This window comes from Plantactinospora solaniradicis (genome assembly GCF_042658085.1).
GTDB lineage: Bacteria > Actinomycetota > Actinomycetes > Mycobacteriales > Micromonosporaceae > Plantactinospora > Plantactinospora solaniradicis.
The window spans coordinates 188,120-201,611 of sequence record NZ_JBHSPR010000013.1 but is presented as its reverse complement, the minus strand read 5'-3'; the positions used below and the strand labels follow the sequence as shown (position 1 = coordinate 201,611).

The following is a 13,492-nucleotide window of genomic DNA, read 5'->3' as shown; positions in this document are numbered from 1 at the left end:
ATATGTTGGCGCTTGCCATCGTGATAGTTGTCTCTTCAACCAGTTGTGCTCACCGGGTACCGGCGAGCGCGGGTGGGGGTGTAGAAACGGAGGGGCGTGCCTCCCGCCGCTCGATCCAGCTCAGCAGCGGTGTCCCGATCGGATCCGTCCGCGGCTCAACGCCTCCGTCGAACCCACGACGCGACGGCAGCACCGGACCGCCGGTCGAGGCGGCGTCGTCCGGTTCCGGTGCCGCTCGGCTCGCGATGCCCGATGTCGCCGCGCAGGATCGAACCGTGCAGCGTGCGCAGCTCGCCGCCGGGTTCGATGCCGAGCTCCTCGGCCAGCCGCCGGCGTGCCGCGGCAAAACACTCTGCCGCCTCCGCGCTGCGGCCGGCCGAGTACAGCGCCCTCATCAGGCTGGCGACCAGCGGCTCGGCGAGCGGGTACTCGTCGATGAGCTCGTAGAGGCGGCCGACGATCGGCGCGTCGGCGCGGTTGCGCAGTTCGGCGTCCGCCCACGCGACGAGGGCGTCCAGGCGTAGGCGGCGCCACCGCTCCCGCTCGCCCATCGCCCACTGCCCGGGTAGGCCGCACATCGGCGCCCCGCGCCACAGCTCCAGCGCCTCCCGCAGCGCGTAGACGCGTTCCGCGTCGGTGCGATCCGTGCTCCGGCCGTGCTCGACGAGGCGGAGGAACCTGTGCATGTCGACCTGTGCGGGCTGCGCGTCCAGGAGGTACTCGCCGTTGCGGCGGGCCAGGCCGATCGATCTCGGCTGCCCCGCGCTGGTCCGCTCCAGCACGCGCCGGATGCGCGCGATGTGGGCGTGCAGGGCGCGGCGCGCCCCGGGCGGCGGGCTGTCCCACACCCGGTCGATCAGGGTCTCCACGGACACGCCGCGGCCGAGATCGACGGCGAGTGCCGCCAGCACGGCACGTCGTTGCGGTGGTCCCACATCGACGACGTGACCGTGGACATTGATTTCGACAGGGCCCAACAGGCGCAATTCGAACATGACCGAACCCCCCGTGAGTCATGGCGATGATCGATGCGATGCCGGCGATGTGTCAAGCCCGCGCTCGCGCAGTTGAATGTTCTGGGCCCGGGAGACAGCGGAGTCAACAGGTCATGGGCTCGCGAAAGCGGCGCAAGCTGGGACGGCGCTCCAACCAGCGGCCGTACCGGCCCGGTGGTTCGCCCCCCACCGGCTCTACTGCTGACCGCCGTTCCTGGTCCGGCCGGCGACCGACAACATTTCGACAAGCATCCGACCCACACCGTCTCCATACCATCAACGCAGCTTGTCGCGGCGATCCGGGAAGGACAGATGTGTCTACTTTGTGCCCCGATGGTAAGCACCTCACATTGACCGAAACCAAGCAGGAACTCATGGGTCCGTGGGGATTCAAACTGCGGTTGCGCCAGCAGAGCGGATCGGCCTTCCTCTGCACCGGTTCGATCGGCAGCTTCGAGGCGGTGGAACGCCACACCGGCCGGCTCGACGGGTACCGGGCGCGCGAGGCGCGGTACCAGGGTCGGGCGCTCGCCTCCTATGAGGACGAGGAGAACGCCACCACCACGTTTCTCTGGCTCGGACCGCACCACGAACTCTCCTGGACGGTCGGCGGACGGGACGTCTCCTTCGACATGTTCGCCAGGATGCTCTCCGGCGTGAACCTCGACGACAGCCCAGCCGGCCTGGTCGTCCTGGCCAAGCGCGGCACCGGTGGCAGCGTCGCCATGACGGTCGCCGCGAACAGCCTGGTCAACCTGTGCGCCCTCACCGTGATGCCCACGGGGGACCCGTCGGTCTCGGTGCCCACCCACGCGGGCAAGAAGGTGGCCGGCGGCATCCTGTGGCGCAGCGACGAAAAGCTGGCCGACGGCACGGTACGGCGCAGTGCCGTCATCGCGAGCGCCAGCGCCCTGACCTATCTCGGATTCTTCGACCCGGACTCGTCCGCCAACGCGGAGGTCGCCGAGTCGATCCAGGTGCAGTTGGCCTGATCAGCCGGCGACCGCAGAACCGGGGAGGACGGACGTGCAAACCGCAATCAATTCACTGGTCGTCTTCTGCCTGCTCGGCATGGTCGTGCTCACCGTGGTGCTGGCGGCGCTGCTGCGGGACGTACGCGCGTTGCAGAGCGCCATGGCCGACGTCGCACCGGCGCCCCGCCGGCAGGTCGCCGCGTTCGCCAGCACCGGTGGGCAGCCCGCCGACACCTACGTGCTGGTGGTGTCGGCGCACTGCAAGGCCTGTGAGGGACGGGCCCGCGCCCTGGCCGGCGTGGACGCGGCGGCGGCCCGGCGCACGGTGCTGCTGTCCGCCGACGCCACCGCATCGGCCTGGGTGGCCGGGTCGCCGGTCGAGACGGTCATCGACCCGTTCCTGCTCGGCGAACTCGGTGTGGACGTCACCCCGCTGCTGCTGCGCTACGACGCCGACGGTAACGAACAATTCCGCCGGCCGGTCGGGTCGGACGACGACCTGCACCGACTCCTCGCGACGAGTGCCGGCTAGCCCACGACAAAGTCCAACGACAGGAGCATGTCGAAGATGACCTCCATCGATCAGAAGAACTACTGGGACGACATTCCGCTCAACGACCCGGAGGCGGAGTCGACCCGTCTCGGCGGGCGCTCGCTGAAGGGCACGGCCGGGTACGCGACGTTCAAGCTTCCACGGCGCTCGCTGCTCAAGACGGTCGGCGTGCTCAGCACCGCCCTGGCCGTGACCGTTGTCAGTTCCATTCCGGAGAAGTTGCTGCCGAAGGCCCTCGCCACGGTCGGCTCCCAGTACACCGACTGCAACATCTACAGCTACAACGACATCGTCTGCGTCGGCGCCCCGTACGCCCGCAGTTACTGCGGCACCGACGGCTGGTTCCTCAACTACTCCAGTGCCAGCTTCAACAGTTGGCCGATCACCGCCTGCAACAGCCGGAACGCGTGGTGGTGGTGGCACGTGAACACCACGTACCGGTGCGCCGACGGCCGCCAGCAGGTCTCCGGGCAGTCATCCGTGTTCCGGATCTGCATGTGGGCGCTGTGAACATCGACGAACGGATGCTCCGGCGGTGTCACCCCCTGACACCGCCGGTCGTCCTGCTCCTCCTGGCCGTTCCGGCCGCGATCCTCGCGGTCCGGGGCGCGCCCGGCCCGTTCGTCGCGTGGGTCGTGATGGGCGCGGCGGCCGGCTACTCCATCTCCGGTTCCGTTTGAAGCTTCAACTCAGCGGAACTGCTGACCTCGTCGGTCTGGCGGGGACAAACACGGTACTTCGTCGGTGGTTTGCTGCTGGGCGCCCTCACGTCGGGTCTCGTCGTGGGTGCCCTGGCCGGAGTGTTGTCCATCGTGCCGGAGAGCGTCCGGCTGGTGGCCGGTGCGCTGCTTTTGGTGGTCATCCTGGTGGCCGAGGTGCTCGGCCGTCCGCTGCGCCTGCCGCAGAACGGACGGGCCGTCCCGCAGGACATCATTCCGGAGGCGCGCGTGCAGGGCGCGCTCCAGTTCGGCTTCGAGATGGGCACCGGGGTCCGGACGTTCATGCCCACCGCCCTGCCGCACGCCCTGGTGGTGGCCGTGCTGGCGGCTGGCGGTCTGATCCCCGGGGTGCTGGCGGGTCTGGGCTTCGGCATCGGCCGGGCCGTGATGACCCTGCTCAGGTCCGGCAGCGGTGCGCCGAACCTCTGGGACGCCGCGCTACGGATCCACGTGCGGACTGTCGGCCGGCTCACCGCAGTCGGCTTCACCGTGGTGGTGGCGGCGCTGCTCGGTCGGCTCGTCGTCACGATGCTCGGATGACCGATCCGTCGTAGTCGCCGCGTCGGTGGCGACTACGGCGGCGTCCGTTCGTGGAGGGGTGGAAGGTTGGTCGCGCACGCCGTCGTCACGGCCGCGCTGGGCGCCGCACTGCTGCTGGTCGCCGGCGGCGTCGGGCACCTGCGTGACCGTCGGGCCCTGGCCACCGCGCTCGCCTCCCAGCGGGTGCTCCCACGATGGGCACGGGCCCTGGTGACCGTCGTCCTCGGCCCGGTCCAGGCGATCGTCGGGGTGGCGGCGGTGACGGCATGGCTCGCCGTTCCCCGGCTCGCGGCGCCGGCCGTCGCACTGGTCGGCGCCCTCTTCGTCGCGCTCGGGCTGTACACGACGGTGCTCCGGATCCGGGTTCCGGCGGCGCCGTGCGGCTGCTTCGGAGCGTCCGGTCCGGTGACCCCGGTCGTGGTCGCGCGGGCGTGGCTGTTCGCGGGGGCGGCAGGCGCGGCGGTGCCGGTGCTGTGGGGGGCCTCGGGCGTCCCGCTCGGGCCGAGGGCACTCCTGCTGCTGCCGGCGGTGCTGGTGGCGCTGGCGGGATGGTTGGTCGCGGAGGTGTTCACCGTGGGCCGGTCGACTCAACCTATTCGTCGGCCGCCGGCGTTGTCCTAGTTACGAGTACCTCGCGAGGAAGCGAGCCCCATGCCTTCCCAAGATCGTTACGGTAGTTTCCGGGAGTTCGCCGCTGCCCGGGGTCCGGCGCTGTCCCGGGTGGCGTTCATGCTCACCGGCGACCATCAGACGGCCGAGGACCTCCTCCAGGAGGCGCTGGCGAAGACGGCGGCCCGGTGGGACCGGGTGGAGTCGGGCGGCAACCCGGAGGCGTACGTCCGCAAGGTCATGCTCAACCAGCTGAGATCGTGGCTGCGGCGACGCCGGTACGCCGAGGTGCCGCTGGACTCGGCGGCCGACCCGGCGGCCGACGCCGACGTCGCCGGCCGGGTGGTGCTGCGGGACACCATGTCCCGCGTGCTGGCGTCGCTGCCGCCCCGGCAGCGGGCCGTGCTGTACCTCCGCTTCTACGAGGACCTGTCGGAGGCAGTCACGGCCGGGGTGCTCGGCTGCTCGGTGGGGACCGTCAAGCGCCACGCCCACGACGGCCTCGCCGCCCTCCGTCGGGCGCACCCCCACCTGTCGGGCAGCTCGAAATCGTCGGAGGTAGTGCCGTGAACGACCAGATCCTGACCGCCTACCGGGAGCTCGACGCCGAGGCCCGGAACTACGCCGACCCGGACCGGGCCGTCGCCGCCGCCCGGCGCCGGCGCCGGACGCGATTCGTCGCGGCCGCCGTCGCTGCTCCGCTGGTCGCCGGCACGCTCGGGGTCGGCGCGGCGTTGTGGCCCGCCGCGGAGTCCGCGCCGCCGCCCGTCGTCGGTGCCGAGCGGACGATCTCGGTCACCGAGCCGGGAGTGATCCAGCCACCCGCGAAGCCGCAGCCGTTGCCGACCGGTGCGGTCGGCAACGCCGCGCTGGTCTACACCCCCTGCTTCAGCGGCTGCGACGCCCTCGTGGCGCTCACCGACGGCCGGCAGTTCGTCGTGCCCCCGGATCCGGACGGTGTGTTCGCCGGTTCGCTCACGCTCTCACCGGACGGCGCCTGGATCGGCTATCCCGTCGCCGGCGAGTACCTGGTCCGCGACCTCACCGGCAAGCGGGTGCACCGCCTTGAGGGCTCGTCGCCCGGACGCCGGATCGGCGCCGCCGCCTGGTCCGCCGACTCCGGCAGGCTGCTGGTCTTCGACGAGCCCCGGGCGGGCGGGGATGGCGTCTACACGATGCTGGACGTGGGCACCGGCGCGGTGACGACGCCCGGCGTACCGACGGGGTCCCGGGTCGTCGGCGTGCTGCCCGACGGCGCGGTGCTCTACCGCCCGTCGACCCAGACCGGCCGGGCCGTGACGCTGTCCACCAGCGACGGGCGGACGTTCCCGATCGATCTGGGCAATCGCCTGACGACCGGGGAGTCCGTGCAGGCGGTCCACCTGGCCCGCGACGGCCGCGAGGTCTACGTCGTCGTCGGCACTCCGCACCCGGACGTGCCCACCGCCGGCGGCGCGCCCACCGCGGTCGTGTCCGTCGCGTTGACCGGAAAGACCCTGGCGCGCTACGAACTCGGCACCACGAGCGGCGCGGCGGACTTCTGGGAACCGCTCGGCGTCGGTGTCGACGGGTTCGTCTTCGGCCACTGCGTGCAGAGCGGCGAGACGACGCGGACCACGCTGGTCACGGTGTCCGCGGCAGGGTCGCGCCAGGGCCTGGTGGTGCCCGGTAGCGCCACGTCGGATGCGGGAGTGCCGGTGGTCCGGATCCCCGGCTGATCCCGATGCCGGACCAGGGCGCGCCCGGGCCGTCGCGCGCCGCCCACGGCGGACGCCGTCGGTACCGCTGCGGGCGCGGGGCACGCCGGATTTGCACGACCGTCACGCGGCTGAAACACCGGACGGCCACGGTGTAACGACCCTTGATCAACGGAAGGGACACGTCCGAGCACCCGGGCGTGCCGCGGTGCGCTGGTCAGCGATGGGAGTTGCGCATGTCCATTAACCACTGGAGCTCGGCAAGCCGGAGGAGCCTGCTGGCGGCCGGTCTGGCCGTACCGTTCGTGGCGGGCGCCACCGCTCCCGCCCGGGCGTCGGCGAGTCACCGAAGCGGCCACGGCGGCCCCCAGCGTACGAAGTGGGACCACCACCTCAGGTCCACCCCGGACAACCTGCACTGGGGCGGTTTCCCGATCGGCTGGAAGCCCGGTCTCACGATGGGATCGGGCGAGACCGTCCGCGTCGACACCCTGTCCCACCAGGGCTTCACCAACCCCGCCATCGACCCGCGCGACTATTTCGGCGCGTTCGGGGTCAAGCCGCGCGAGATCCTGGCCGACGGGCTGGCGTTCTGGGAGACCCTGCCCGAGCGCCAGGCCACGGGTCGGCAGTACGGCGGGCACGTCCTGACCGGGCCGATCTACATCAGGGGCGCCGAGCCGGGCGACACCATCGCGGTCGACGTCCTCGACATCGACACCCGGGTGCCCTACGGCTTCAACAACACCGCTCCGACCAGCGGGGTGATGGCCACGTTCTACCCCGGCTGGCGCGAGGGCGACGAGGGTCTCGACATGCCCACCGAGATCCCGCCCGGCCTTCCGGCCGGCGTCTGGCCCGACGTCCGCACCCACCTCTACCGCACCGGCATGTACCGCGGTAAGGAGGTCGTCTTCTTCGCCGAGGACATCATCATTCCGACCCACAAGTTCATGGGGATCATCGCGGTCGCCTCCCCGACGGGGGAGTTCATCGGCAACACCGAGGACGCCCCACCGCCGGCCACCGGCGTGCAGAACTCGACGCCGCCGGGCAAGTTCGGCGGCAACATGGACGTCCGCGACCTCAACGTCGGTACGACGCTCTACCTGCCGGTCTTCCAGCCCGGCGCGCAGGTCTTCATCGGCGACCCGCACAGCTGCCAGGGCGACGGCGAGGTCAGCGGCACCGCCGTCGAGCACTCGCTCGCCGGCACGTTCCGGATCACCCTGATCAAGAACGTGGAGACCGAACTGCCCTGGGCCGAGACCGACGATCACTGGATGATGATGGGCATCCACTGGGACCTGGACCGCGCCATGCGGATCGCGGTCGAGAAGACCGTCGACTTCCTCGTCACCACCCAGGGCATGACCGTTCCGAAGGCCTACTCGTTCGCCTCGATCGCGGTGAACTACCACAACGCCGAGGTCGTCGACCGTACCCAGGTCGTGACCGGGTACATCCCGAAGAGCGTGTTCAAGGGCGGCCGCTGATCCGGCGCCGGGCGGGCCGGGGTCGTACCGCGTCACCGCCACCGGACACTACGGGTTGAGCCCTCAACAATCGACAGCTCGTCCCGGCCGTGGTAGGGGTTGAGTATCCACGTACTTCAACCTCTCTGCTTCGCCTCATGTGCGACCACGGCTCACGGACGAGGAGGCACCACCGTGAAGTTCAGTTATGCCATGCTCCCCGATTACCCGGTCGGCGAGTCACTGGCCGCCATCAGGCTGGCGGACGAACTCGGCCTCTACGCGGTGTACGCGGCGGACGAGCCGTGGCACAAGGACATGTGGCTGCTGTTCGCCGCCGCCGCGGCGCAGACCTCGCGGATCCGGATGGGCCCGAGCCTGTCTTCCGTCACCCTCCGCGAACCGAGCCTGATCGCGCAGGCCGCCGCGACCCTGGACGAACTGACCGGTGGCCGGGCCGAGGTCGTGCTGGGCAGCGGGAACTTCGGCGTACTGGCCCAATACAAGATCGACTGGACCACCACCAAGCCGCTCACCCGGGTCAAGGAGGCGGTCGAGGTCGTCCGTACCCTGCTGGACGAGGGCGCCATCACCCGGGATGGCGAGTTCTACTCCTACGAGGGGCTGTTCACCTTCGCCCGCCCGGTCCAGCGGCACCTACCAGTCAAGATCGGTGCGATGCGGGGGCCGAAGTCGTTCCAGGCCGCGGGCGAGTTCTCCGACGGCGTACACCACGCGCTCAGCTATTCGCGTGCCGCCTACGAGTACGCGGTCGAGCACTTCAGGATCGGTGCGGAGCGCGCGGGCAAGGACTGGCGGTCCCTGGACATCGGGGCGTGGGTCGTCTTCGCCGTCGGGCCGGATTCGGCCGCGGCCAAGGAAGCGGCTCGGAGCATGGTCGGCCTGTACGCCTCGGCGATGCCCGACGAGCAGCTCGAACGAAACGGTGTGGACCCCGAGGAGATGGTTCCGATCATCAAGGCCATCGCAGCGGGTGATCTCGCACGGGGCATCGAACTGACCACTCCGGAGATCACCGAGAAGCTGTCCCTGGCGGGCACCCCTGAGGAGGTGCGGTCGAAGATCGAGCGGGACATCGCGCCCACCGGTGTCAACCATATGATCTGCGCTGTCACCGACGCGAGCCTGGTGAAATCCTTCACCGGCCGCGATGTTCCCGGCGTCGTCGACGTCAACGGTCAGCTACGCCTGATCCACGACGAGCTGATGCCGGCCTTCGCCTGACCCGGACCACCCGCGCACCGAACGAACGCGCCAAGGAGAGTCTCGTGCTTCGATCCCGCACCCTCGTGGCCGCCGTCGTGACCGCAACCGCCTTGGCAGGAACACCGGCCCTCGCCGCCGCACCGTCCGGCCTCACGGTCGACCGCACCGAGAAACACCAGCCCATCGACGGCTTCGGCTACTCCATCGCATTCCAGCGCTCCTCGCTGGTCCACAACCTGTCCGAGGACAAGCGGGAGGAGGCCCTCGATCTGCTGCTCGACCGGGAGACCGGTGCGGCGCCGAGCATTCTGCGGCTCGGCATCGGCTCGTCGGCCACCAACCCGTACGACTGGATGCTGTCCATCCAGCCGACCGATCCCGGCGGCCCGACGGCGACCCCGAACTACGTCTGGGACGGCTGGGACGGCGGCCAGGTGTGGTACACGAAGGAGGCGCGGGAGCGCGGCATCGACCGGTTCTACGCGGATGCCTGGAGTGCTCCGGCATACATGAAGGACAACGGCACCGACACCAACGGCGGAGCCCTCTGCGGCCTGCAGGGCGTCACGTGCGCCAGCGGCGACTGGCGCGAGGCGTACGCCCGGTACCTCGTCCAGTACGCCAAGTTCTACCGGCAGGAGGGCATCAGGATCGATGAACTCGGGTTCACCAACGAACCCGACTGGACCACGTCGTACGCCTCGATGCGGTTCACCCCGGCCCAGGCCGCCGAGTTCCTCAAGGTGCTCGGCCCCATCGCCAGGAGGGCCGGCGTGGACGTGGCCTGTTGCGACTCGTTCGGGTGGCAACAGTCGGACGCCTACGCCCAGGCGATCGAGGCGGATCCGGAGGCCCGCAGGTACCTCGACGTCTTCACCGGCCACGGGTACGCGAGCCCCGCGGACCGCCCGCTGCCGACCACGGCGCGTACCTGGATGTCGGAATGGGCGCCGTCGAGTGTCGCCGACGGCTGGAACGCGGCGTGGGACAGTGGCAAGGGCACCGACGGTATCGCGCTCGCCGAACGCATCCACGACACGCTCGCCCTGGCCGACAGCAGCGCGTTCATCTTCTGGCTCGGGTCGTCCCGGGGCGGAACGGCGGCCCTGATTCAGGTCGACGACGCCAACAACGCCTATCAGGTGTCGTCCCGGCTCTACGCCTTCGCGGCGTACAGCCGGTTCATCCGGCCGCGCGCCGTTCGGATCGGAGTCGACGGCGCACCGGACGGCGTGAAGGTGTCGGCCTACCGGAACGCCGACGGCACCGAGGTCGTGGAGATCCTCAACACCACGAACGCGGCCGTCAGGACCGGCATCAACCTGAAGCGGCCCACGGCCTACGTCACCGACTCCACCCGCAACCTGGCAGAGGCTCCAGGAGCCGTGTCGAAGCGCGGGCCCCACACCACGATCGATCTGGCGCCGCGTTCCCTGACCACCCTGGTCAGCCGGCATCCCGGCCGAGGCTGATGCGGCTCGTCAGTGCCCAGATCGCCGATCTCTCACGTCCGGTTCGCCGCCGTTGTACCGTTGTGTCGGGCGCAGTGACGACCTACGCGCTCGGGGGAACGGATCCTGACATGTCCTGGCCAGCCACGATGTATTCGCTCCAGCAGCGCCTGGTCAACCCGATCGTCAGGCTCGCGTGGGGCCTGAGGCTTCCGATTCCCGGCGACGCCCTTCTGGAGACGACCGGCCGGCGCACCGGACAGCCGCGGTACACCCCGGTGTGCGACGGACTGGACGGCGAAACCTTCTGGGTGGTGTCCCAGCGGGGGCGCCGCGCCGACTGGGTGCGAAACCTGGAGGCCGATCCCCACGTCCGGGTCAAGGTGCGGGGCGGGCCGCGCGCGAGATGGCGGACCGGAACGGCACATGTCCTCGACGACGACGACCCACGCGAGCGCCAGCGGGTCCTCGGGCGGGGCAATCTCGCACGCCTGCTCTGCCTGTCCACGTCCAAGGCGTTGCACACGAGCCCGCTGACGGTACGCATCGACCTGGACCCACCCTGATTCCCGCCACCGCTGACCGACACCGGTCAATCTGTTCCGGGACACCGGCGAACACCCACGTCGGCGCGGGTTGCGGGGGTTCCCCGACTACCGGGACTCCACGACCCGGAAGCCGATGCCCGCCTCGTCCAGCCGGGCACGCAGCGCATCGCCCATCGCGACCGCCGTGGTGACCTGCCCCGCGCTGGGCGGCAGCGGGTCCAGGGCGAGGCAGAGCGCGGACTCGGCGAGCATCTTCGCCGCACCCCCGTAGGCAGGATCGGCGGCGGCAACCTCGGTCACCACCCGTCGATCGCCGCTGTCGGCGACGAAGCGCAGCCGGAACCAGGCCTTCGCCCGCTGCTCCGGCGTCGGACCCGACCCGGCCGGGCGCAGGCGGCTCAGCGCCCGCCGGGCCGGCGGCACCTGTGCCAGCGCGAAGACGCCGATCGCGCCCACCCCCAGCGCCGCCGCCGTCAGCGGGTTGCCCAGCGCGACGAAGTGGCCGTACGAGAAGTCGGGGCCATAGCGGTCGAGCGCGCGGGCCGAGCGTACGACGATCTGCGGGTCGATCGTGGGCAGCGGCAGCACCCACGCTCCGGCGGTCCGGTCGTACCCGGGCCGGCCGGACACCGCGCGGACCCGGCGGGTGCGGTCGACGGGCTCCATCCGGCGGCGGCGTGCGCGGGCCGCCGCGCCGGAGCGCCAGCGGCCGAAGACGGTCAGCGCCGAGTCGAAGGTCCCGCCGGAGGGCAGGGCGCCGACGCTGAGGTATCCACGCATCCGGATCGGCTGCCCCTCGGGCAACTGCTGCACGGTGAAGAGCGCCCCGAGATCCGGCGGGATCGCGTCGAAGCCACAGGCGTGCACCAGCCGGGCACCGGTGCGCTCGGCGGTGGCGTGGTGGCGCAGGTAGGTGAGGTCCACGAACTCCGGCTCGCCCGTCAGGTCGACGTAGTCGGTGCCCGCCTCGGCGCAGGCCGCGACGATGCCGTCGCCGTAGCGGAGGTACGGCCCGACGGTCGTGATCACCACCCGCCCCGCCTCGGCGAGCCGGCGCAGCGAGCCGGCGTCGGAGACGTCCGCCTCGACCACGCCCGCGGCCACGCCCAGCCGGTCACGCAGGGCACGCAGCCGGTCGCCGTCCCGCCCGGCCAGGGCCCAGCGGGTCCCGACGGGCGCGTGTGCCGCGAGATACTCGGCGGTGAGGCTGCCGGTGAAGCCGGTGGCTCCGAAGAGCACCACCTCGAACTGCCGGTCCGTCACGCTCTGAGGCTACTGCCTGGTGCCGGGCCCTGGGCGGGACCCGGGGGCCGGACCGCCGACCCCCGGGTGGTGGGACGTCAGTAGGGGTAGGGTGCGTCGTCGCCGTAGTCGAAGTACGCGTCGCCGACGCCACCGGCCAGGGTGTGCTTCACGTACCAGCGACGGACCCGGTTCTCGAAATTCTCGGTGATTCCGGGCGTGACCGTGCCGTTGCCGTCCCAGTCCGCCGGCACCGGGTAGCTGCCCCGGTTGCCGTACTTGAAGTCGATGTCGTCGATTCCGCCGGTCAGCGAGTTCTTCAGGTACCAGTGCCGGCCCCCGGTGGGGTCGTCGGCCACGATGCCGGGCGTCCAGGTTCCGTTGCCGTCCCAGTCGCCGGGCACCGGCAGGGCATTGGCGTTGCCGTACCTGAAGGTGATCTCACCAATGCCCGTGGTGTTGCTGTTGCGCAGGTGCCACCGCCGGGTCCCGGCCTCGTTGACCACGATGCCCGGGGTGAAGGTGCCGTTGCCGTCCCAGTCGCCCGTCACGGGAAGTGTGTTCTTGTCGCCGTAGTCGAAGTAGAAGTCGGCGATGCCGCCGGTGTTGCTGTTCTTCAGGTGCCAGCGCCGGACGTTCTGGAAGTTGTCCACCACGGCCGGGGTGAAGGTGCCGTTGCCGTCCCAGTCGCCGGCCAGCGGCACCATGTCCGCGTCGCCGTACTTGAAGTCGATGTCACTGGTGCCGCCGGCCACGCTGTTCTTCAGGTGCCAGTGCCACACCGAGCCGCTGCGCAGTACGACGGCGGGCGTCATGGTGCCGTTGCCGTCCCAGTCGCCGGTCAGCGCGTACATCGCCGGTGCGTTCCTGTTCAGCCACTGCTCCAGCGTTTCGCCCCGGAGCACGCTGAGCAGGGCCTCCTTGTTCTCGTAGCTCGCCACCTTGTCGCGGTCCTCGCTCAGGTGGATGTGCCACAGGTGCGAGGAGTCGGACGAGACCGCGTCGTCGTAGCGGAAGTCCCAGCCCTCCACGGCGGTGTCGTTGTCGACCTGGCCGTAGAACTCCCGCCACCCGTTCAGGCGGGTGTCTCTCGAGTCCTTCCCGGCGGCCAGGAGGCGACCGGAGAAACGGGCGATGTTCCCGTAGTTCGCCGCCGCCGCGTCCGCGGTGTACGGATGGGGTAGGTCCAGCTCCGCGTTCACCTCACCGGGGAGCAGTGCGAAGCTCTGGGCTTCCGGAAAGGTCCAGTCGTAGGCGGCCGCCTTGTCCGACGGCCCGCCCTTGTCCTCGGCGTCCCGCACCGAATAGTTGCTCGGATCGTTCGCCGCGCGGGTGTTGTGGTAGCCGGACTTGTTGGCGTAGATGCCGCCGTTCTGCGACCCTGACTGGAGCTTCAGCAACTCCTGCATGAGCCACCAGGACGCTTCGGTGATCCTCGCCGGGTTCGGGTTGGCGGCGGCAC

Annotated in this window: 14 protein-coding genes and 1 pseudogene; 12 read left to right on the top strand and 3 right to left on the bottom strand. The window is 70.5% G+C overall.

Going from position 1 to position 13,492, the window contains the following annotated elements:
• Positions 1-155: 155 nt before the first annotated feature.
• Positions 156-995, bottom strand: a complete 840-nt coding sequence (locus ACFP2T_RS18725; RefSeq protein WP_377423416.1) for an AfsR/SARP family transcriptional regulator — start codon at positions 993-995, stop codon at positions 156-158.
• Positions 996-1,345: 350 nt separating this feature from the next.
• Between ACFP2T_RS18725 and ACFP2T_RS18720 the strand changes: the two genes are divergently transcribed.
• The 12 genes from ACFP2T_RS18720 to ACFP2T_RS18665 all read left to right on the top strand — a co-directional run bounded on the left by ACFP2T_RS18720 (position 1,346) and on the right by ACFP2T_RS18665 (position 10,806).
• A complete protein-coding gene (locus tag ACFP2T_RS18720) occupies positions 1,346-1,987 on the top strand; it encodes a hypothetical protein (RefSeq protein WP_377423414.1) in 642 nt (213 codons plus the stop codon).
• 34 nt (positions 1,988-2,021) lie between these two features.
• Positions 2,022-2,501, top strand: a complete 480-nt coding sequence (locus ACFP2T_RS18715; protein WP_377423411.1) for a hypothetical protein — start codon at positions 2,022-2,024, stop codon at positions 2,499-2,501.
• A gap of 36 nt (positions 2,502-2,537) precedes the next feature.
• A complete protein-coding gene (locus tag ACFP2T_RS18710; RefSeq protein ID WP_377423409.1) occupies positions 2,538-3,032 on the top strand; it encodes a hypothetical protein in 495 nt (164 codons plus the stop codon).
• Positions 3,029-3,202 carry a hypothetical protein gene (locus ACFP2T_RS18705; RefSeq protein ID WP_377423407.1) on the top strand — a complete coding sequence of 58 codons (174 nt, stop codon included), beginning with the start codon at positions 3,029-3,031 and terminating at the stop codon, positions 3,200-3,202. The genes ACFP2T_RS18710 and ACFP2T_RS18705 overlap by 4 nt, the downstream gene beginning before the upstream one ends.
• A gap of 69 nt (positions 3,203-3,271) precedes the next feature.
• Positions 3,272-3,781, top strand: coding sequence for a hypothetical protein (locus ACFP2T_RS18700; protein ID WP_377423404.1), 510 nt, complete (start codon positions 3,272-3,274; stop codon positions 3,779-3,781).
• 66 nt (positions 3,782-3,847) lie between these two features.
• The gene (locus ACFP2T_RS18695; protein ID WP_377423402.1) at positions 3,848-4,402 is read left to right on the top strand and encodes a MauE/DoxX family redox-associated membrane protein; all 555 of its coding nucleotides are present in this window, start codon (positions 3,848-3,850) and stop codon (positions 4,400-4,402) included.
• Between the two features lie 30 nt (positions 4,403-4,432).
• Positions 4,433-4,960, top strand: a complete 528-nt coding sequence (locus ACFP2T_RS18690; RefSeq protein WP_377423399.1) for a SigE family RNA polymerase sigma factor — start codon at positions 4,433-4,435, stop codon at positions 4,958-4,960.
• Entirely contained in the window at positions 4,957-6,108 is a 1,152-nt protein-coding gene (locus tag ACFP2T_RS18685) for a TolB family protein (RefSeq protein ID WP_377423397.1), read from the top strand. The genes ACFP2T_RS18690 and ACFP2T_RS18685 overlap by 4 nt, the downstream gene beginning before the upstream one ends.
• Before the next feature lie 215 nt (positions 6,109-6,323).
• On the top strand, positions 6,324-7,583 hold the full coding sequence (locus tag ACFP2T_RS18680; protein WP_377423394.1) for an acetamidase/formamidase family protein: 1,260 nt from the start codon (positions 6,324-6,326) through the stop codon (positions 7,581-7,583).
• 174 nt (positions 7,584-7,757) lie between these two features.
• Entirely contained in the window at positions 7,758-8,807 is a 1,050-nt protein-coding gene (locus tag ACFP2T_RS18675) for an LLM class flavin-dependent oxidoreductase (protein WP_377423392.1), read from the top strand.
• A 44-nt stretch (positions 8,808-8,851) separates the two neighbouring features.
• Positions 8,852-10,261, top strand: a complete 1,410-nt coding sequence (locus ACFP2T_RS18670; RefSeq protein WP_377423390.1) for a glycoside hydrolase family 30 protein — start codon at positions 8,852-8,854, stop codon at positions 10,259-10,261.
• A 110-nt stretch (positions 10,262-10,371) separates the two neighbouring features.
• A complete protein-coding gene (locus ACFP2T_RS18665; RefSeq protein ID WP_377423387.1) occupies positions 10,372-10,806 on the top strand; it encodes a nitroreductase/quinone reductase family protein in 435 nt (144 codons plus the stop codon).
• 87 nt (positions 10,807-10,893) lie between these two features.
• Here the strand turns inward: ACFP2T_RS18665 and ACFP2T_RS18660 are convergent, their stop codons facing one another.
• Both ACFP2T_RS18660 and ACFP2T_RS18655 read right to left on the bottom strand, forming a co-directional pair.
• On the bottom strand, positions 10,894-12,051 hold the full coding sequence (locus ACFP2T_RS18660) for a saccharopine dehydrogenase family protein (RefSeq protein WP_377423385.1): 1,158 nt from the start codon (positions 12,049-12,051) through the stop codon (positions 10,894-10,896).
• 854 nt (positions 12,052-12,905) lie between these two features.
• Positions 12,906-13,169, bottom strand: a pseudogene (locus ACFP2T_RS18655) (hypothetical protein); the annotation flags it as partial.
• Positions 13,170-13,492 lie beyond the last annotated feature (323 nt).

What these genes read in the sequence shown, in the direction of transcription:
- ACFP2T_RS18725 (WP_377423416.1), bottom strand. Translation starts at nt 995, where the DNA reads ATGTTCGAATTGCGCCTGTTGGGCCCTGTCGAAATCAATGTCCACGGT.
- ACFP2T_RS18710 (WP_377423409.1), top strand. Translation starts at nt 2,538, where the DNA reads ATGACCTCCATCGATCAGAAGAACTACTGGGACGACATTCCGCTCAAC.
- ACFP2T_RS18690 (WP_377423399.1), top strand. Translation starts at nt 4,433, where the DNA reads ATGCCTTCCCAAGATCGTTACGGTAGTTTCCGGGAGTTCGCCGCTGCC.
- ACFP2T_RS18680 (WP_377423394.1), top strand. Translation starts at nt 6,324, where the DNA reads ATGTCCATTAACCACTGGAGCTCGGCAAGCCGGAGGAGCCTGCTGGCG.
- ACFP2T_RS18665 (WP_377423387.1), top strand. Translation starts at nt 10,372, where the DNA reads ATGTCCTGGCCAGCCACGATGTATTCGCTCCAGCAGCGCCTGGTCAAC.